The 19202-nt window shown below is 64.5% G+C and carries 21 protein-coding genes; 13 read left to right on the top strand and 8 right to left on the bottom strand.

Going from position 1 to position 19202, the window contains the following annotated elements:
• The first annotated feature begins 24 nt into the window (after positions 1 to 24).
• The 7 genes from EDE08_RS11780 (at position 25) to EDE08_RS11750 (ending at position 5609) form a co-directional block, all read left to right on the top strand.
• Entirely contained in the window at positions 25 to 735 is a 711-nt protein-coding gene (locus tag EDE08_RS11780; RefSeq protein WP_131869262.1) for an alpha/beta fold hydrolase, read from the top strand.
• Positions 736 to 786: 51 nt separating this feature from the next.
• Positions 787 to 1242 (top strand): GatB/YqeY domain-containing protein, encoded by a 456-nt coding sequence (locus EDE08_RS11775; RefSeq protein WP_131869263.1) that lies wholly within the window; start codon positions 787 to 789, stop codon positions 1240 to 1242.
• A gap of 126 nt (positions 1243 to 1368) precedes the next feature.
• Positions 1369 to 2505: an epoxide hydrolase family protein gene (locus EDE08_RS11770; RefSeq protein ID WP_131869264.1), complete on the top strand. Its 1137-nt coding sequence runs from the start codon at positions 1369 to 1371 to the stop codon at positions 2503 to 2505.
• Between the two features lie 129 nt (positions 2506 to 2634).
• Positions 2635 to 4245 carry an acyl-CoA synthetase gene (locus EDE08_RS11765; protein WP_165935918.1) on the top strand — a complete coding sequence of 537 codons (1611 nt, stop codon included), beginning with the start codon at positions 2635 to 2637 and terminating at the stop codon, positions 4243 to 4245.
• 9 nt (positions 4246 to 4254) lie between these two features.
• Complete coding sequence (locus tag EDE08_RS11760; RefSeq protein ID WP_131869265.1) at positions 4255 to 4722, top strand: MarR family transcriptional regulator; 468 nt, start codon at positions 4255 to 4257, stop codon at positions 4720 to 4722.
• Positions 4723 to 4911: 189 nt separating this feature from the next.
• Positions 4912 to 5163 (top strand): hypothetical protein, encoded by a 252-nt coding sequence (locus EDE08_RS11755; protein ID WP_245524774.1) that lies wholly within the window; start codon positions 4912 to 4914, stop codon positions 5161 to 5163.
• 2 nt (positions 5164 to 5165) lie between these two features.
• Positions 5166 to 5609 (top strand): hypothetical protein, encoded by a 444-nt coding sequence (locus EDE08_RS11750; protein ID WP_131869266.1) that lies wholly within the window; start codon positions 5166 to 5168, stop codon positions 5607 to 5609.
• A gap of 1 nt (position 5610) precedes the next feature.
• Here the strand turns inward: EDE08_RS11750 and EDE08_RS11745 are convergent, their stop codons facing one another.
• The gene (locus EDE08_RS11745; protein ID WP_131869267.1) at positions 5611 to 7842 is read right to left on the bottom strand and encodes an ATP-binding protein; all 2232 of its coding nucleotides are present in this window, start codon (positions 7840 to 7842) and stop codon (positions 5611 to 5613) included.
• A gap of 240 nt (positions 7843 to 8082) precedes the next feature.
• Between EDE08_RS11745 and EDE08_RS11740 the strand changes: the two genes are divergently transcribed.
• A complete protein-coding gene (locus EDE08_RS11740) occupies positions 8083 to 8856 on the top strand; it encodes a DUF2189 domain-containing protein (RefSeq protein ID WP_131869268.1) in 774 nt (257 codons plus the stop codon).
• Positions 8857 to 8955: 99 nt separating this feature from the next.
• On the opposite strand, the gene EDE08_RS11735 is transcribed toward EDE08_RS11740, so the two are convergent.
• Positions 8956 to 9762, bottom strand: coding sequence for a transglutaminase-like domain-containing protein (locus EDE08_RS11735; protein WP_131869269.1), 807 nt, complete (start codon positions 9760 to 9762; stop codon positions 8956 to 8958).
• 380 nt (positions 9763 to 10142) lie between these two features.
• On the opposite strand from EDE08_RS11735, the gene EDE08_RS38375 reads away from it, so the two are divergent.
• Complete coding sequence (locus tag EDE08_RS38375) at positions 10143 to 10319, top strand: hypothetical protein (protein WP_165935873.1); 177 nt, start codon at positions 10143 to 10145, stop codon at positions 10317 to 10319.
• Between the two features lie 18 nt (positions 10320 to 10337).
• Here the strand turns inward: EDE08_RS38375 and EDE08_RS11730 are convergent, their stop codons facing one another.
• Positions 10338 to 10850, bottom strand: a complete 513-nt coding sequence (locus tag EDE08_RS11730) for an SRPBCC family protein (protein WP_131869270.1) — start codon at positions 10848 to 10850, stop codon at positions 10338 to 10340.
• A gap of 28 nt (positions 10851 to 10878) precedes the next feature.
• Positions 10879 to 11193 (bottom strand): ArsR/SmtB family transcription factor, encoded by a 315-nt coding sequence (locus EDE08_RS11725; protein WP_131869271.1) that lies wholly within the window; start codon positions 11191 to 11193, stop codon positions 10879 to 10881.
• Positions 11194 to 11341: 148 nt separating this feature from the next.
• Between EDE08_RS11725 and EDE08_RS11720 the strand changes: the two genes are divergently transcribed.
• Positions 11342 to 11962 carry a LysE family translocator gene (locus tag EDE08_RS11720; protein WP_082822079.1) on the top strand — a complete coding sequence of 207 codons (621 nt, stop codon included), beginning with the start codon at positions 11342 to 11344 and terminating at the stop codon, positions 11960 to 11962.
• Positions 11963 to 11965: 3 nt separating this feature from the next.
• Here EDE08_RS11720 and EDE08_RS11715 read toward each other — a convergent pair whose 3' ends face one another.
• Entirely contained in the window at positions 11966 to 12769 is an 804-nt protein-coding gene (locus tag EDE08_RS11715; RefSeq protein WP_131869272.1) for an N-formylglutamate amidohydrolase, read from the bottom strand.
• 76 nt (positions 12770 to 12845) lie between these two features.
• Between EDE08_RS11715 and EDE08_RS11710 the strand changes: the two genes are divergently transcribed.
• Positions 12846 to 13295 carry a gamma-glutamylcyclotransferase family protein gene (locus EDE08_RS11710; RefSeq protein WP_131869273.1) on the top strand — a complete coding sequence of 150 codons (450 nt, stop codon included), beginning with the start codon at positions 12846 to 12848 and terminating at the stop codon, positions 13293 to 13295.
• On the opposite strand, the gene EDE08_RS11705 is transcribed toward EDE08_RS11710, so the two are convergent.
• The 3 genes from EDE08_RS11705 to EDE08_RS11695 all read right to left on the bottom strand — a co-directional run bounded on the left by EDE08_RS11705 (position 13241) and on the right by EDE08_RS11695 (position 14467).
• On the bottom strand, positions 13241 to 13804 hold the full coding sequence (locus EDE08_RS11705) for a chlorite dismutase family protein (protein WP_131869274.1): 564 nt from the start codon (positions 13802 to 13804) through the stop codon (positions 13241 to 13243). The two genes, EDE08_RS11710 and EDE08_RS11705, sit on opposite strands and share 55 nt — an antisense overlap.
• An 86-nt stretch (positions 13805 to 13890) precedes the next feature.
• Positions 13891 to 14130: a BrnA antitoxin family protein gene (locus tag EDE08_RS11700; protein ID WP_245524773.1), complete on the bottom strand. Its 240-nt coding sequence runs from the start codon at positions 14128 to 14130 to the stop codon at positions 13891 to 13893.
• 19 nt (positions 14131 to 14149) lie between these two features.
• Positions 14150 to 14467, bottom strand: a complete 318-nt coding sequence (locus EDE08_RS11695; protein ID WP_131869276.1) for a BrnT family toxin — start codon at positions 14465 to 14467, stop codon at positions 14150 to 14152.
• Between the two features lie 159 nt (positions 14468 to 14626).
• Between EDE08_RS11695 and dnaG the strand changes: the two genes are divergently transcribed.
• Both dnaG and rpoD read left to right on the top strand, forming a co-directional pair.
• On the top strand, positions 14627 to 16663 hold the full coding sequence (gene dnaG, locus EDE08_RS11690) for a DNA primase (RefSeq protein WP_131869277.1): 2037 nt from the start codon (positions 14627 to 14629) through the stop codon (positions 16661 to 16663).
• A 372-nt stretch (positions 16664 to 17035) separates the two neighbouring features.
• Entirely contained in the window at positions 17036 to 19180 is a 2145-nt protein-coding gene (gene rpoD / locus EDE08_RS11685) for an RNA polymerase sigma factor RpoD (RefSeq protein WP_131869278.1), read from the top strand.
• Positions 19181 to 19202: the final 22 nt, after the last annotated feature.

Raw genomic sequence — 19202 nt, 5'->3', positions numbered from 1 at the left:
ATTTCCTGGGCTTGCGAGGCAACAATGGACCAGACCACCCCGATTCTGCTGGTTCCGGGGCTGGCCTCCTCGGCCAGGATCTACGCCCCGGTGATCCCGCCGCTATGGCGGTTTGGCCCCGTGATGATCGCCAACCACATCCGCGACGACAGCATCGCGGCGATCGCCCGCCGCATTCTCGCCGAGGCGCCGCCGCGCTTCGCCCTCGCCGGCCATTCCATGGGCGGCTACATCGCCTTCGAGATCATGCGCCAGGCGGGCGAGCGCGTGACCAGGCTCGCGCTGATCAACACGCAGGCGCGGCCCGACACGCCAGAGGCGACCGCGCGCCGATATGCCCAGATGGAGCGCGCCAGGCGCGGCGAGCTCCGCGCCGTCTGCGAGGAGAGTTTTCCGGAGCTCGTGCATCCGTCGCGGCGCGATGATGCCGATATTCTCGCGCTCGTGCATGCGCAGGACGAGGACGTTGGCGTCGAAGGCTATCTGCGGCAGCAGACCGCAATCATCGCACGGGCGGATTCGCGCCCGACGCTTTTAGCCATCAAATGTCCGACGCTGGTGTTGACTGGCGATACCGACAACACCATTCCGAACGCTTTCTCCAAGGAGATGGCCGAAGGCATCGCCGGCGCCAGGCTCGTGATCCTCGATCGCTGCGGGCACCTGCCGCAAGCCGAACAGCCGGAAGCGACAGTGCGGGCTCTTACCGAATGGCTCGGAACCGAGGTTGTCTGAAGGCCACGAACGGCCTAGATCAGACGTCGGATATTCGAAGGGATCACGATCATGCTGCGCGACGACATCAACAATGCGGTCAAGGAGGCCATGAAGGCCAAGGACGAGCGCAAGCTGTCCACGCTGCGCATGGTCAACTCGACCATCAAGAATGCCGACATCGATGCCCGCGGCAACGGCAAGCCGCCGCTGTCGGACGCCGACATTCTCGCCGTGCTGCAGAAGATGATCAAGCAGCGCCAGGAGGCGGTCGAGCTCTACGACAAGGGCGGCCGCGCGGAGCTTGCCGCGCAGGAGCGCGAGGAGATCGCGGTGATCTCGGCATATCTGCCCAAGCAGATGTCCGAGGACGACGTGAAGAAGGCGATCGCGGACGCGATCGCCGAGACCGGCGCTAGCGGCATGAAGGACATGGGCAAGGTCATCGCCGTGCTGCGCGCGAAATACGCCGGCCAGATGGATTTCGGCAAGGCGTCGGGCCTGGTGAAGGCCGCGTTGTCGGGCTAGCCGTCATTCCGGGGCGTGCGAAGCACGAGCCCGGAATCCATCGGGCCGCCAACTCTGTTGATCAATGGATTCCGGGCTCGCGCTACGCGCGCCCCGGAATGACAAGAAGAACAAGGGAGGCAACCGATGACCGCCATCAAACCGTTCCGCATCGACATCAGCGACGATATCCTCTTCGATCTCAAGTCACGCCTCGCTCGCACGCGCTGGCCGGATGCGGAGCTGGTCGACGACTGGAGCCAGGGTGCGCCGCTGAAATGGATCCGGGAGATCTGCGCCTATTGGGCCGACGGTTACGACTGGCGAGACCGCGAGGCAAAACTCAACCGCTTCGAGCAGTTCGCCACCGAGATCGACGGGCTCGACATTCACTTCATCCATGCGCGCTCGAAGGAGCGGTCCGCGCTGCCGCTGATCATCACCCATGGCTGGCCGGGCTCGATCGTCGAGTTCCAGAAAGTGATCGCGCCGCTCACCGATCCCGCCGCGCATGGCGGCAATCCTGCCGATGCCTTCCACGTGATCTGTCCGTCGCTGCCGGGCTTCGGCTTCTCCGCCAGGCCGAAGACCACCGGCTGGGGCGTCGACCGCATCGCCGCGGCCTGGGCGAAGCTGATGGACCGGCTCGGCTATGCGCGCTACGGCGCGCAAGGCGGCGATTGGGGTTCGGCGGTGACGACATCGCTCGGCGCCCAGGACCCCACGCATTGCGCCGGCATCCACATCACGCTCGCCTTCAATGCGGCGCCCAAGGTCGAGGGCGAGCCGACGGCTGAGGAGAAGCGCGCTCTCGCCGGCCTCAAGCACTATGTCGATCTCGACTCCGGCTACTCCAAGCAGCAGTCCACGCGCCCGCAGACGCTCGGCTATGGCCTCACGGATTCACCGAGCGGGCAGGCGGCCTGGATCCTGGAAAAGTTCTGGGCCTGGACCGACTGCAACGGGCACCCTGAGAACATCTTCAGCAAGGACGAACTGCTCGACAACGTCATGCTGTATTGGGCGACGCAGACGGCGACCTCCTCGGCGCGGCTCTACTGGGAGAGCTTTGGCAAGCGCCGCACCACGCCGGTGGTGAAGGTGCCGACGGGCGTCGCGGTGTTTCCCAAGGAGATCGTCACGCCGGTGCGGCGCTGGATGGAGCCGAACTTCCCGGACATCACCCACTGGAGCGAGATAGAGAAGGGCGGTCATTTCGCCGCCTTCGAGCAGCCGGAGCTGTTCGTGCGCGATGTCAGGAAGTTCTTCGCGACGGTGCGGTGAGCTGCGTCCCCAATCGTCATGCCCGGGCTTGTCCCGGGCATCCACGGCCTTAAACTGATTGCCAAGAAGAGCGTGGATGGCCGGAACAAGTCCGGCCATGACGCCGAGACGGTGGAAACGACCAGGCCCATGCTCACCGAAGCCGCAACCTACGACGAGCTCTACCGCAATTTCCGCTGGGACATCCCCGCGCGCTTCAACATTGCGGAAGCGTGCTGCGATCGCCATGCCGACGGCACGGGGCGACTTGCGCTGATCTATGTCGACGAGAACGGCGCTACCAGCCGCACCTCCTTCGACGAGATCGCCGAGATGTCGCGCCGCTTCGCCAATGTGCTGAAGGCGGACGGGCTTTCCCGTGGCGACCGCGTCGCGGTGTTCCTGTCGCAGTCCCGGGAATTGCCGATCGCACACATGGCGGCGTTCCGCTCCGGCATGATTTCGATCCCGCTGTTCGCGCTGTTCGGCGAGGACGCGCTGGAATTCCGGCTGTCGAATTCGGAGGCGAAAGCCATCGTCACCGACGAAGGCGGCTGGGAGAAGCTCGCAAAAATTCGCGATCGCCTGCCCGAGCTGAAGACGATCTATGTGGTTGGCGAGCGCGCACCGGCGGGAACGACGTCGTTCCGGGATGCGGTGAAGGCCGCATCGGCCGACTTCGCGTGGATCGACACCTCGTGCGATGATCCCGCGCTGATCATCTACACCTCGGGCACGACGGGCAATCCGAAGGGGGCGCTGCACGCGCACCGCGTCGTGCTCGGTCATCTGCCGAACGTGGAGATGTGTCACAACTTCCTGCCGAGGCCCGGCGATCTCATGTGGACGCCGGCCGACTGGGCCTGGATCGGCGGGCTCATCAACGGCCTGTTCGCGTTCTGGTATCACGGCATTCCCCTCGTCGGTCACCGCGCGCGAAAATTCGAGCCGCAGGCGGCGATGCAGATGATGGCCGATCTTTCCGTGCGCAACGTCTTCCTGCCGCCGACCGCGCTGAAGCTGATGCGGCAAGCCGGCGTGAAGCACGCGGGCGTCAAGCTGCGCAGCATCTTTACGGGCGGGGAGTCGCTCGGCGGCGAATTGCTCGGCTGGGTGCGCGAGACGTTCGGCATCGACGCGCATGAAGTGTTCGGCCAGACCGAGTGCAATCTCGTGATCGGCAGCAATTCGAACCTGTTTCCGATCCGCCCCGGTTCGATGGGCAAGGCGACGCCGGGCTTCGACGTCCGCATCGTCGACGACAGGGGCGAGGAATTGCCGCGCGGGCAGCGCGGCATCATCGGCGTGCGCCAGCCATGCCCCGTGACCATGCTCGAATATTGGCGCAATCCGGAGGCGACGGCGAAGAAATATGCCGGCGAGTTCCTGCTGACCGGCGATCTCGGCATGCAGGACGAGGACGGCTATTTCTGGTACGTCAGCCGTGAGGACGACGTCATCACCACCGCCGGCTATCGCGTCGGCCCATCCGAGATCGAGCACACGCTGATGAAGCATCCGTCGGTCGCGATGGCCGCCGTCGTCGGCATCCCCGATCCGATCCGCACCGAATCGATCAAGGCCTGGATCGTGCTGCGGCCCGGCTTTGCCGGCAGCGATGCGCTCGCGCGCGAGATCCAGGAGTTCGTCAAAGTGCAGCTCGCAGCCCACGAATATCCGCGTTTCGTCGAGTTTGCCGAGACGCTGCCGATGACGGCGACGGGCAAGGTGCTGCGGCGTGAGCTGCGGGCAAAAGGTTAGCTTCCTGCAATGGCAAGGGCGCCTCAAGCCGCGGGACTCCACCGCGCCTCACTGACGAAGCTGCACGATCTGGATGCGGCGCTCGAGCTCATGTATTACGGCTGGCGCGGGATGACGCTGGAGGCCGACGCATATCTTGCGAAGCAGGGGCTGTCGCGTCCGCACCATCGTATCCTCTACGTGGTGGCGCGCCGGCCCGATATCGCGATCGGCGCGCTGATCGAGATCCTCGGCATTTCCAAGCAAGCCCTCAACCGGCCGCTCAATCTGCTCTTGGAGCGCAAGCTCCTGACCTCGAAGCGTTCGCCCGAACAGCACCGTTCGAAACTGCTGCGCCTGACGGAATCGGGGCGGCGCATCGAGCAGCGGGCCTCGGATCACGAGCGCAAGGTGCTGCGCGAGGCGTTCGATCGCGTCGGGGCATCGGGTGCGGCCGGGTGGATGGGCGTGATGGAGGCGATCGCCGACAACAACTGACGGAATTCTCAAGTCAACATGATTGACATGAGGCGCGGGCTTTGCCACTTTCCCTGCCAGGGAGGATCCGTGTCATGAGCGGACAGGCAATGAGCCGCGCGACTGCCGAAGGCTTTGTCGCGGCGTGGTGCGCGAATTGGTGCAGGGTCGATCGACGCGGTCGTCGCCCATTTCGCCGAGGATGCGCAGATGCGCAGCCCTCTCGCCCTCACACTGACGGGTTCTCCTGTGGTCACCGGCGCCGAGAACATCCGTGCCTACTGGCGGAAGGCCTATGGCCACGTCGAAAGCGCCGACCTGAAGATCCTGAGCTGGAGCTGGGACGAGGCGATCGCGCGCCTGACGGTGTGGTGGCAGCTGGGCGACACGCGCGCCAGCGAATTCATGGATTTCGACGAAACGGGGCGCGTCGCGCGCAGCGAAGCCTTCTATGGAAAATGACGATGCATGTTTCTGATCTCGTCCTGCTTCTCAACACGCTCTGGTTCGTCGGTGCCTTCATCCAGTTCAGCATCGCGCAAGCCAACACGTTGAAGATCCTGCTGCCGCGGGAAGAGCGCAGCAATCCGATCGCGCCGACCCTGGCGGCCAGCGTGGCGTTCCTGGGCGGGATGAATCTGCCGATCGGGCTCCTGTCGCTCTATCTTCTGGCCGCCCGTCCATCGTTCTTCCAGCCGAGCGAAGCGCAGCTCGCGCTGTTCCTGTTCTTCGCCGCCTGCCATTTCAGCCAGTTCGCCTATAACGTTCCGGTGCTGATGCGCGGCGGCCGCGTCGGGGTGGCCTACTGGCCCGTGTTGAAGGGCCCGATGCTCCGGATCTTCGTCATCGACGCGGTCCTGTTCGCGGCCAATCTCGGCGTGGCGCTCCAGCTCGCGATCGGCTCCTGATCTACCGCGACGGCTCCGAGAGGGCGGCCCGCAGCATTGCAGCAATATCCTTGCGCCGGAACGGCTTGGTCAGAATGCGGGCGTCGCCGATCTGGTCGGGCGTCCTGACGGGACTCTGGCTGTAGCCGGAGGTGAAGAGAACCTTGAGACCAGGTCGCAGGCCTGTTGCCTGCCTCGCCAGCTCCGGTCCGAACATGCCGCCGGGCATCACGACATCAGTGAACAGCAACTGGATGTCTCCGGGCTGGCGCAGCACATCCAGCGCCGCCGGCCCGTTCGATGTCGCGATGACGCGGTAGCCGAGCGCCTTCAGCTCGCTCTCGACATAGGCGCGCACCATGTCGTCGTCCTCGACGACGAGGATCGTCTCGTGTCCATCGGGTGCGGCGACCTGCTCTGCCGGCAGCGGTTCCTCATTCGGCGGCGTCGCGAGGCGGGGAAAGAACAGCCTGACGACGCTGCCTTGACCCGGTTCGGATTGCATTTGCACCAGCCCGCCGGATTGTCGCGCAAACCCGTAGACCATGCTGAGGCCGAGGCCGGTTCCCTTGCCGACCTCCTTGGTGGTGAAGAATGGTTCGAACGCGCGCCCCAACACCTCGCGGCTCATGCCGGTCCCCGTATCCTGCACGGCCAGCATCACATAGTCGCCCGGCCGCGGCTCGCCGTTGACGTCGAGGTCGGATTCACCGAGCGAGATGTTTCGTACCTCGACCATCAGCTTGCCGCCGTCGGGCATCGCATCGCGCGCGTTGAGCACGAGGTTGAGCACGGCCGTCGCCAATTGGCTGGGATCGACGCTGGCGAGCCATAGATCCGGCGCGAGCGTGAAGCTGCAGTCGATGTGCTCGCCCAGGGTCCGCCGCAGAAACTGCTTCATGCCGCTCACCTGCTCGGCGATGTCGATCTCTCGCGGTTGCAGCGGTTGCTTGCGCGCGAAGGCGAGCAGGCTCCTCGTCAGGTCGGAACCGCGCTCGGCGGCGGTCGCAATGTCGTCAGCGATCCGCTGCAATTCCTTGTTGCCCGCAAGCCTGTCGGCGAGGTGCTCCGAGTTGCCGAGAATGACGGTCAGGAGATTGTTGAAATCGTGCGCCACGCCGCCGGTGAGCTGGCCCATGGCTTCCATCTTCTGGGACTGGCTGAGCTTGTGGCTGAGATCCGCGATGGCGGCGCGCTGCTGCTCGAGCGATTCGGCCGTGCCGTTGAGCAGGGTCATCAATCCGCCGAGTTCGCCGCCCGGGTGGGGCTCCGGAATGCGCGCGCTGAGATCGCCGCGCCCGAGGCTCTTGGCCATGGCGGCGAGCCGTCCGACTTGGCGCCCGACGCTCACGGTCGCGAGGATCCAGACACCGGCGAGCAACAGAAGCGAAGCCACCGCAAGGATTGCCGTGTCCTCCAACAGCCGGCGATTGGCCACCGCCAGCAGCCCGTCCTTGGATCGGCCGACCAGGATGGTGAGGCCGGCCTTGCGGATCGAAGGTGAGCGGGCAACGGCCCAGATCTGTGTATGGCCCGCGCCGTCGCTCACCTCGCGAAACGGCTCGCGATCGGGCGCTGCCGCAAAGCGGAACAGGTCGGAATCTGCAATGGATCCGCCGACGGGCACACTCCAGCCGCCGCCCTTGGGGGCGACCAGCACCGTACCTTTGGCGTCGATCAGCAGGATGTCCTTCTCGGCGAGCAGCCGCTTGTCGTGAAATTCTGCGAACTTGTTGAGGTTGAACGACGCGAGCAGCACGAATTTCAGTGCACCCGCCTCCGATCGCACGGGATAGGCGATCTGCAGCACCGATAGCCCGGTGAGCCGGCCGAACACCGGCTCCACTGCGACGACGCCATGAAGACCTTTCACCTGCTTGAAATAGCCGCGGTCATTCAGGTCGAGCGTGCGGTTGGTCCGCAGCGAGTCGCAGAACAGACTTCCGTCGGGATCGATGGTCAGGATGCCCGTGAACTGCGGGTATTCTTCGCGGACATCAGACAGAAATGCCGAGCACGCCGCCTTGTCGCGCGTGTCGAGATCGCGGGCACGGGCGAGCCCATAATGAAGCTGGGCGGTGCCCTTGATCTTCTCGTCCAAATCGCCCGCGATGTCGTCGGCGGATGCGACCAGATTGGCCAGTGCCGCGTCGATCTCACTGGCCCGGTTCTGCACGAAACGGAGTCCGATCAGGATCGCCGGCACGAGCATGGCCGCGATGACGAGGATCAGTAACCGGGTACGCAGGCTCATCGGTGGGCGATCGGCTCTCAGGCGAGGGGTGCTCGGAGGTACAATTTGAGGCACGATCATCTGCCCCGTCCATAGTCATCGTCGCGAATATCGCACCAAAGGCCAAGATTTCGCATTGGGATCATCGTCTCGTCGCCGCTCTCTTCGCGCCGGCCGGCATCAAGTTGCGCCTCGGCGTGGCGGCGCTAATATCGCGGCAAGCGCGCAACGAAAAAACGCGCCGGTTTGCGGAGGAAGCTGATGTCCATCTCGGGCAAGGTCGATCCGGTGGTGCGTCCCGTGGCGGCGACCGACATCGCCGAGGCGCTGGTCGAAGGCCTGCGCGACTTCCAGGCGCTACCTCTTTACGGTGTCTGCTTCGGCACGCTCTACGCCGCCGGCGGCATCGCCATCATGCTCTGCCTCACTGCCTTCGGCATGGTCTATCTGGTCTATCCCCTTGCCGCCGGTTTCGCGCTGATCGGGCCGTTCGTGGCGATCGGCCTCTACGAAATCAGCCGCCGCCGCGAGCGCGGCGAGCCGGTCTCATTCGGTGCGATCTGGTCGGCGATCCGTTCGCGCAGCGAGATCGGGTGGATGGCCTTCGTGACGCTGTTCGTGTTCGTGGTCTGGATGTACCAGGTGCGGCTCCTGATCGCGCTGCTGCTGGGCCTCAATGCCTCGTTCTCGAGCTTGCAGGAGTTCATGACGGTGGTGCTGACGACCAACGAAGGCCTGCTGTTCCTTGGTATCGGCAACGCGGTCGGTGCCGTGCTGTCGCTGATCCTGTTCTCGCTGACCGTGGTGTCGTTTCCGCTGCTGCTCGATCGCGACGTCGATTTCGTCACGGCCATGGTGACGAGCGTGCGCGCGGTGGTGACGAGCCCGCTGCCGATGATCTCGTGGGCCGCGCTGATCGTGATGCTGCTGATCGTTTCGGCGCTGCCCTACTTTCTCGGGCTGATCGTGACGCTGCCGGTGCTTGGGCATGCGACCTGGCATCTCTACCGGCGGCTGGTGGCGCCGGTCGCCTGAGAGGGAGCCGGTCGCAACGGTCAGGCGCTCACCCGCTTGCGGAATTTCGCCTGGCGCGTCTTGTCCCGGCCAAGCAGAGCGGAGCGGGTGCGTCCGCCATCAGGGAACCTCGTCGGTCCAGACCTTGAAATTGACCAGAGTATTCGGACCGAAGGTCTGGGTGATCGGGACGTCTGCGGCATCGCGTCCCTGCGCGATCAGCACGCGGCCGATCCGCGGTGTGTTGTTGCGGGGATCGAACATGCGCCAGCTTCCGCCGATGAACGCCTCGAACCAGGCAGCGAAGTCTCCTGGAGGCCATGGCTGCGGCGTGCCGATGTCACTGAGATAACCGGTGCAGTAACGCGCCGGGATGTTCATGCAGCGGCAGAGCGCGATGGCGAGATGGGCATAGTCGCGGCAAACGCCCCTGCCTTCCTCGTAGGCCTCCCGGGCCGTCCTGGTTGCGCGCGCGTGCTCATAGCCGAATGTGATGTGATGATGAACGAAATCGCAGATCGCCTGGACCCGCGCCGAGCCCGGTGGCGTCTTCTCGAACAACTTCCATGCGATATTCGTCAGGTGATCGGTGTCGCAGTAGCGACTGCCGAGCAGATAGACGAGCGTGTCGGTCGGCAGCGCTTCGACGGCATGTTGAACCGCGTCAGGGAACGCGGGGTCGGGCAAGCCGCTGTCGCGAATGATGCCGTCGGCGGCAAGGCGGAAGGCGCCCGGCGGAGCCACGATGCGGCTGCACCAATTGCCGAAGAGGTCGCGATAGGGAGTAATGGTCACCGGGGGGCTGGTGGTGAGCAAGTCGGGCACGATGACATCGGAGGCGCGCGTGAAATGCGTGCCCAACACCATCATCATAGGCGTCGGCTGCGGGAATTCGTACAGCATCTCGAACCCGACGCGGAGCTTCATGCGGTACGTTCCCTTGGCTGCGCCTTTAACATGGCTACGAAGCTGTCGAGCACAAGACTTCGCTGGCATTGTTTCGATCGGGCGATGCATCTGGCGCTCAAAGGCGCGTGCGGGCGAGAAATAGATGGCCAATTGCCGTGAATGCGCGCACGGTGCGGCAACGTTCGAAAGGCTGTCGCTTCTGCGGACACGCAGCTCCTCGACCGTGCGCGGGCGACCTGAGATGGCTCAGTCCCCGCACCGTGGACCGAGCACATCGCGACGCCGTAGGGCGGTCGTTTTGTGCATTGCCCGTTTCGGCGGGGGAACGGGCGCCTGCTGCATTGCCTGAAACGTCACCGCGATTCGATTTGAGGTCGAACGCCAACCGAAAGCACCAGATGCAAATTCTTTCTCCACGGCAGGTCAAGACGGACGAAGCGCTTCGGCTCGGAGTTGAGTCCGGCTGGTACGCGATCAAGGTCAGCGGGACCTTTGTCTCGGGCCCGCACGAGTCGGAAGCGGATTGCCGTCGCAAGATCGACGAGATTTACCCGCCGCTGACCAAGAAGCGATGAGCAGGCGGAGTCCGGCCGCTACGGTATCTTGATCCCCATCGCCTTCAATGCTTCCAGCATCTTGACTGGCGGCGACATCTTGATCTGCGGCGCCTTACCCGTCTCCAGCAGGCTCTTCAGCCCCGACAGGATCGCGGGCCAACCGGTGCGGCCGCCTGAGAGGATATCCTCGCTGAGTTGACGATCATGACGCTGGCTCAGGGTGAGACGGACGGCCTCGCCGGCGGGCTCGATCTCGTAGGTGACGAGCGTGGTGCCGAGTTTCTCGACGAGGTCGGGCCAGTTGACGTTCCAGGTCACCGTGAGCCTCTTGGGCGGATCGTATTCGAAGACTTTGCCCGAGATGTGCTTCGATCCGTCCGGCGCGCGCACGATGAACGTGCCGCCGAGCCGGGGCTCCATCTCCACTGCGAACCCGGAAAAGTACTCCCGGCTGAACTCGGCCGACGTCAGAGCCTGCCACACCTTCTCCGGCGTGGAGGCGATGTAGATTGTGTAGACGGTGAGCGGCTTGAACTGGTCGAGATCCATCGCGCATCAAATCCTTTGTTGAGCAGGCTTATTCCTCGCGCTTCTCCAACTGACGTTTCAATTCACTGAGCGCAGCGAGCTTGCCGCGTTCGAATTTCTTGATCCAGCGTTCGCCGACCTGATGGATGGGCACGGGGTTGAGGTAGTGCAGCTTCTCGCGGCCATGTCTGATGGTCGAGACCAGATTGGCCTTCTCCAGAATGACAAGGTGCTTGGCAACGGCCTGACGCGTCATCGCGAGGCCCTCGCAGAGTTCGTTCAGTGTCTGGCCGTTCCTGGCGTGAAGCCTGTCCAGCAGCGACCGTCGTGACCCATCGGCGAGCGCTCTGAAGACTTCATCCATGGTTGCGCATGATAGGCAACCAAATAGTTGCATGTCAAGATACCGTTCGTGGCGCGCCTGATCGGCTGCGAGCGGGGAGAGGAACGAGCAAGCTTCCGTTCCCGCCTCCGCCATGCATTAATGCGCGCAAACCGCAGCGAGTCCTCCCATGATGTCCATGCAAGCCTATCTCGCCTTCGTCGCCGCCTGCATTGCGCTGGCGCTGCTGCCAGGGCCGATCGTCACCCTCGTCATCGCCAATGGCTTGCGCCACGGCACGCGTGCGGCGCTCATCAACGTGGTCGGCGCGCAAGCGGGCCTTGCCATCGTGATCGGCATCGTCGCGGTCGGCCTGACCTCGCTGATGGCAACCATGGGCTATTGGTTCGACTGGGTGCGCTTTGCCGGCGCCGCTTATCTCGTCTGGCTCGGCATCAAGCTGATCTGGGCGCCGGTCGAAGGCGTCGACATCGACGCGCCGCCACCGCCGCCGCGCGGCGGCTTCTTCCTGCAGGGATTCCTGGTGCTGCTGTCGAACCCCAAGGTGCTGGTGTTCTTCGGCGCCTTCATTCCGCAGTTCATGGACATGAACCAGCCGCACTTTCCGCAGGTCGCGCTGCTGGGCGCCACCTTCATGGTGACGGCGGTCATGACAGATGCGCTCTACGCCATCGCCGCCGGCCGCGCCCGAAAATTCTTCTCGGCACGCCGCACGCGGATGATGTCGCGCATCTCCGGCGGCTTCATGATCGGCGGCGGCATCTGGCTGGCGCTGACACGGGCGAAGTGAGTATCACGCCATTCCGTCCTTGCGCAGCGTTGCTGCGATCTCGCGCAGGATCCGCGCCAGCCGCTCGGCCCATTGCTGCTGGCCGGTCTCGTCGGTGATCAGGTCCTGGCGAATTTCGAGGCCGGTGTTCATCAGACCGCGGGCCTCGCCGTGGACCGGGATGGTGTAGTCGGTGACGTCGCTCACCGCATAAGGCTGGTTGTCGCCGACGACGAGGCCGCTCTCGCCCCGCAGGTGCTGCAGCATCAGCCGCGGCAGCACGGTGTCGCGGTGATAGAGCGTGCCGATGTGCCAGGGCCGCGGATCGCCGTGATAGACGGGCGTGAAGCTGTGCAACGCCACCAGCACCGTCGGCTTGCCCGCCCGCCCGCGCGCATCGATCGTCGCGCCGATCCGGCCGTGGTAGGGATCGAAGATCTCGCGCCGGCGCATCTCCTTGGCCGCGGCCGATAGATTCTCGTTGCCGGGGATCGCGGTCGCCTCGGAGATCACAGGGATCGAGCTCGCAGCGCCCGGCGGGCGATTGCAGTCGATCACGAGGCGCGAATAGCGCTGCGCGATCAGATGCGCATCCAGCATGCGCGCGAGCCGCTCGGCGACACCGGCGATGCCGACGTCCCAGGCGATGTGCCTGACAAGCTCGCCTTCCGCGAGGCCGAGATCGCCGAGCGCGCGCGGCAGCACCCGTCCATAATGATCCGCGGTGAGCAGGAAGGGCGATGCGCCTGCCGCATTCACCTCATGCACGGGCGGAATGTCGCCCTCGCCGAGCAATTGGTCGGTCGCCTCGGCTGTGTCGAAAGCCATCCTGATTTGCCTATGGAGGAACAATTTGTGTAAACGGATTAGCGGTATCGCGCCGTCGTCGCAATGTTGGAACACCATGAGCTCCGATCGCCTCTTCGTCTACGGCACCCTGATGCGGGGCTTCGACCATCCGATGGCGCGGCTGCTCGCGGGCCACGCGGAATTCCTGTGTGAAGCGACCTGCCGCGGCCGGCTCGTTCTGGTGAAACACTATCCGGGATTGCTGCTCTCCGAGGCGCCGACGGACATCGTCCATGGCGAGCTCTTCCGCCTGCGCGTGGCGGGCGAGCTCCTGCGCGAGCTCGACATGTACGAGGCCTGCGGCGAGGGGTTTCCGGAGCCGACCGAATATCTGCGCCAGTTGGTCGATGTGGCGCGCGCCGACGGCGCCCCCGAGAAGGCCTGGACCTACGTCTACAACTGGCCCGTCACCGGTCTGCCGCGCATCGCTTCGGGCCGCTTCCTCGAGCGTCAGGCCGACAGCACTTCCTTCACCATGCGCACGTCGACCTCGCGCTCGACATAGGTCCATTCCTCGGTCTGCCTGAGCATTGCCACCAGTTCCTCGAACAGTGCGGCGTCCGCGGGAGCGAATTCGAACCAGGTGAGAAAGTCGAAGGGCCCGCCGAGGTCGCGGCAGTGATAGAGCTGTCGCGCAATCGCAGGCAGGAAGCGCAGGCTGCTGGCAATGTGGTGCGACTTGTCCTCGAAGATCCTGCGGCGCTCTTCCTGCGTCAGCTCCCACCAGGCCTGCGACTTGCGGATCGGAATCAGCGCCGCGCTGGTCGCTTCGATGCGGCCGAGGCCGGCCTGCACGGCGACGAGCTGCTGCTTCTCAGACCGCTCGGTGTAGCGCAGGCTGCTCGCAACGCCGACCAGCCGCCAGGCCGTGCGCGAGGGGACCAGCGGCAACGAGATGGCCTCGCTGTCGGTGACCGACAGCGCCGGCACGAAGGGTAGGGGCTCGCCCGTCACAGGCGAAATCGAGGTCACCCGCCAGCCCCCGCTCTGGCCGCCTCGAAAGGTCCTGAACATGGGGGTATGGAAGCGTGGAACCGGGCGCGGTTCAAGCTTTCTCGTGGGCCGGAATGAACAATTTGGTGCGGGGCCGCGGCTCCGGCTCAGGCCCGCTTCTTCGGCTTGGACTTCTGCTGCATGTAGGAGCGCAGCACCGCATTGATGCGCCGCTGGTAGCCCTCGCCCTCGCGCTTGAAGAAGTCGAGGACATCCTCGTCGACTCGGATCGAGATGGCTTTCTTCTTGGGCGGCATCATCAGCACGGCATCCGACCAGTCGATGTCCTTGAACTCCGCCCAGTCAGGATCGTTTGCGATCGAGGCTTCCAGTTCCTCTTCCGTCATCGCATCGACGCGGGCCCAATCAGTGTTTCCCTTGCGACGATCGCCCCATCGCCGCTTCACGATATGCTCTTTTTTCATCTGGCCTCGGCCGTCGCGCTGAAATGATGCGGATCGCTTTGTCACGCCTTGTGAAGATCACGGTCAGGATTCGACCGTCGTATTCTCCCAGTGCGATCCACCGCTCTTCGTTATTGCGATCCGATCGCTTGACGACGACCGGTCCGTAGAAGATCTGACTGGCGTCGTCGAAACTGATGCCGTGCTTGATCAGGTTCGCCTGGTTCTTCTCCTCGTCCCATTCAAACCCGGCGGATGCAAGCGAGTTGAAATCAGGCATGCGATTCCATGTATATACAATTGTATTTTTGTAGGTTCAAGCCTGTGGATATGGATGGAACATATGGCGAACACTAAATAAGCGATTGAAGCAAGGCAAGCGTTTGCCTTTCTGAGATTGGCGCGTCGTGCGGCCAAACTGATCGAGTTCCATCACCCCATGCGCTTCACGCCCCAGTTTCTCGACGAGCTTCGTGCCCGGCTTTCGGTCTCCGAAGTCGTGGGCAAGCGCGTCAAGCTGAAGAAGGCGGGGCGGGAGTGGAAGGGGCTGTCGCCGTTCCAGCAGGAGAAGACGCCGTCCTTCTACGTCAACGACCAGAAGGGTTTTTACCACGACTTCTCCTCGGGCAAGCACGGCGACATCATCACCTTCGTGATGGAGACCGACGGCCTGCCGTTCGCCGAGGCCGTGGAACGGCTCGCCAACATGGCGGGCCTGCCGCTGCCGGCGGTGACTCCCGATGCCGCGCGGCACGAGCAGCGGCGCAAGTCGCTGCACGACGTCATGGATCTCGCGGCGAAGTTTTTCGCGGAGACGCTGGCCTCGCGGCTCGGCGCCAAGGTGCGCGGCTACCTTGCCGACCGTGCCATCTCGCCGGCGACGCAATTGCAGTTCCGCCTCGGCTATGCCCCGCCCGACCGCTTCGCGCTGAAGGAGCATCTCGGCAAGCTCGGCGTCTCCGTCGACGACATGGTCGAGACCGGCCTGTTGATCGGCGGCGACGACATCCCCGTGCCGTACGACCGCTTCCGCGATCGCGTGATGTTTCCGATCACGGATCTGCGCGGCCGCGTCATCGCGTTCGGCGGACGGGCGCTGGAGAAGGACGTTCCGGCAAAATACCTGAACTCGCCGGAGACGCCGCTCTTCCACAAGGGCGATAATCTCTACAATCACCAGACCGCGCGCAAAGCCACGTATGACGGCAGCGCTCTGATCGTGGTCGAAGGCTATGTCGACGTCATAGCCATGGTCACCGCGGGCTTTGCGGGTGCGGTGGCGCCGCTCGGCACCGCGCTGACCGAAAGCCAGCTCGCGCTGCTCTGGAAGATGGCGGACGAGCCGATCCTCTGCTTCGACGGCGACCGCGCCGGGCAGAAGGCGGCCTACCGCGCCGCCGATCTCGCGCTGCCGTTCCTCAGCCCCGGCAAGAGCCTGCGCTTTGCGCTGCTGCCTGAGGGGCAGGACCCCGACGATCTCGTGCGCTCCGGCGGGCGCGGAGCGATCGAGGAGGTGATCGGAGCTGCCCGTCCGCTCGCCGACATGATCTGGTCGCGCGAGCTCGAAGGCGGCAATTTCGCCACGCCCGAGCGCCGTGCTGCGCTGGAAGCGCGCATCAAGGAGCTCACGAACGGCATCCGCGACGAGGTGGTGCGGCGCTATTATCGCGACGAGTTCGTCGAGCGGCTGCAGCGCACCTTCGCGCCGGAAGGTGGGCGCGGCTTTGGCGGCCGGGGCAATTTCCGCTCCGGCGGCGGCCGGCCGTTCCAGCCGCGGGCAGGGGGAAGCGCGAATCGATTCGGCGGCCAGGGGTTTGGCGGCCAAGGGTTCGGCGGCCAGGGATTTGGCGGCGGCCGCCGGGGCGCCCCCGGCCCGGCTCCGCTCCCGTCCGGCCCCTACCAGGCGGCGAGCCCCCAGCTGGCGTCAAGTCCGATCATGAAGGGCCAGCGCAGCGCCATGTCCCGCCGGGAAGCCCTGATCCTGCAATGCCTGATCAACCACCCCTGGCTGCTGCACGACCACCTCGAGGAGGTCGCCGCCCTGGAACTGGCCCATCCCGAGGCCCACAAGCTCCGGGCCGGCATCATCGCCGCCTTCGCCAACGACCACCACCACTTGCCGGAACCCGGCGAGCTGGCCGAAAAGATGCGCAGCGATCTCGAACGTGGCGGATTTTCCCAAGCTCTTCAAAGGGTTGAGAACGGCATCACGACCCAGGCGGTGTGGGGTGCCCGCGAAGGCGCGGCGCGGGATGACGTTCTTGCGACCTGGCACCAGCTCGTTGTCTTGCATCGGCAATGGCATTCACTACTTAGGGAGCTGAAGGACGCCGAGCTGGCCTTGGGGGAGGACCCCAGCGAGGCCAATTTGGCGTGGCTGCGTGACGTCAAGGCCCGGATGGCCGAGGTCGACGGCACCGAGGCCCTGATCGAGGGTTTCGGCGAATTGTCGGGCCGGCTTCAGAAGAGTGTGTGAAAGAATCATGCGGACGGCCGGGGCCGGAACCGCTAAAAGACTCGCCAAATCCAAGGTTTGGCGGCAGAAACAGGGTTAATCGAGGCTTAACGGTCTTGTAGCACTTTGGCCCAGAGGCGGCCGCAGGCAGAACAGACGCGTCAGGAATGAATCCGCGCAATCGCTGTTGGCACTACACCTGCATCCGCCGCGACAAAGAGGCTGACGAAGCGTTAGGCAATTCCGGCGAGAGAAAGTTGGGGGTGGCGAGAGGTTTGTGCGCCGCCCTTTCCGTGTCGAGAGCTGCCGAAGCGAGAGCGTCGAGCAACAGGTTCAAGTGAATTCAGGCAGGCGCGGCGGGCGTCTCGCATGAAGCGCGTTTAGGAGCAATGGATGGCCACCAAGGCAAAGACGCTGCAGGCGAAGGACAAGGAAAAGGACGACAAGGCAGCGGACGCGCCGGAGAAGGACTCCCAGGACGCGCCCTCGCCCTTGCTCGACCTGTCCGACGCCGCCGTGAAGAAGATGATCAAGCAGGCCAAGAAGCGCGGCTTCGTGACCTTCGATCAGCTCAACGAAGTCTTGCCGTCCGACCAGACCTCGCCCGAACAGATCGAGGACATCATGTCGATGCTCTCGGACATGGGCATCAACGTCACCGAAGCCGACGACACAGAAGGCGAGGAGGAGAAGGACGAGGCCGACGACGAGACCGATAACGAGCTCGTCGAGGTCACCCAGAAGGCCGTCACCGAGGTCAAGAAGAGCGAGCCGGGCGAGCGCACCGACGATCCGGTGCGCATGTATCTGCGCGAGATGGGCACGGTCGAGCTGCTCTCCCGCGAAGGCGAAATCGCGATCGCCAAGCGCATCGAGGCCGGCCGCGAGGCGATGATCGCAGGGCTGTGCGAAAGCCCGCTGACCTTCCAGGCCATCATCATCTGGCGCGACGAGCTCAACGAAGGCAAGATCTTCCTGCGCGACATCATCGATCTCGAAGCGACCTATGCCGGCCCGGACGCCAAGGGCGGCATGAACACCGCGATGATCGCAGGTCCGAGCGGCGAGGCCGGTGAAGCCTCGGCCGAGGGCGGCGAGGCCGCCGCCGTCTCCACCGCTGCGCCCGCGCATGTGGCGCCGCCTGCGGCGCCGCCGGCGCCGACCCCGTTCCGTGCCGCGCCTGCCGCCCCTGGCGCCGAGGCCGGCGAGGAGAAGGATCCGGGCGAGGCCGCCGCCGAAGCCGACATGGACGACGACGAGTTCGAGAACCAGATGTCGCTCGCGGCGATCGAGGCCGAGCTCAAGCCGAAGGTGGTCGAGATCTTCGACAAGATCGCCGACAGCTACAAGAAGCTGCGCAAGCTTCAGGAGCAGGACATCCAGAACCAGCTCCAGAACGAGTCGCTCTCGCCGCACCAGGAGCGCAAGTACAAGAAGCTCAAGGACGAGATCATCGTCGAAGTGAAGTCGCTGCGCCTCAACCAGGCGCGCATCGACTCGCTCGTCGAGCAGCTCTACGACATCAACAAGCGCCTCGTCTCCCACGAGGGCCGCCTGATGCGCCTTGCCGACAGCCACGGCGTCGCGCGCGAGGACTTCCTGCGCAACTACACCGGCTCGGAGCTCGATCCGCGCTGGCTCAACCGCGTCTCGAAACTTTCCGCAAAAGGCTGGAAGAATTTCGTCCACCACGAGAAGGACCGCATCAAGGACCTTCGCCACGAGGTGCATCAGCTCGCCGCGCTCACCGGCCTCGAGATCGTCGAGTTCCGCAAGATCGTGCACTCCGTGCAGAAGGGCGAGCGCGAGGCCCGTCAGGCCAAGAAGGAGATGGTGGAAGCCAACCTCCGTCTCGTGATCTCGATCGCCAAGAAGTACACCAACCGCGGCCTGCAGTTCCTCGACCTGATCCAGGAAGGCAACATCGGCCTGATGAAGGCGGTCGACAAGTTCGAGTACCGCCGCGGCTACAAGTTCTCGACCTACGCGACGTGGTGGATCCGGCAGGCGATCACCCGCTCGATCGCCGACCAGGCCCGCACCATCCGCATCCCCGTGCACATGATCGAGACGATCAACAAGATCGTGCGCACGTCCCGCCAGATGCTCAACGAGATCGGCCGCGAGCCGACCCCCGAAGAGCTCGCCGAAAAGCTCGGCATGCCCCTGGAGAAGGTCCGCAAGGTCCTCAAGATCGCCAAGGAGCCGCTGTCGTTGGAGACGCCCGTCGGTGACGAGGAGGATTCGCATCTCGGCGATTTCATCGAGGACAAGAACGCGATCCTGCCGATCGACGCCGCGATCCAGTCCAACCTGCGAGAGACCACGACGCGCGTGCTGGCCTCGCTCACCCCGCGCGAAGAACGCGTCCTGCGCATGCGCTTCGGCATCGGCATGAACACCGACCACACGCTGGAAGAAGTCGGCCAGCAGTTCAGCGTGACGCGCGAGCGCATCCGCCAGATCGAAGCGAAGGCGCTGCGGAAGCTGAAGCATCCGTCAAGGTCAAGGAAGCTGCGGAGCTTCTTGGATAATTAGAGCCTGCTTTGTCGGGCGTCTC

Source organism: Bradyrhizobium sp. R2.2-H, assembly GCF_004346455.1.
In the GTDB taxonomy this organism is placed as follows: domain Bacteria; phylum Pseudomonadota; class Alphaproteobacteria; order Rhizobiales; family Xanthobacteraceae; genus Bradyrhizobium; species Bradyrhizobium diversitatis.
Note: the sequence above shows the minus strand (reverse complement) of the source record. Positions and strands in the feature narration are given on the sequence as shown.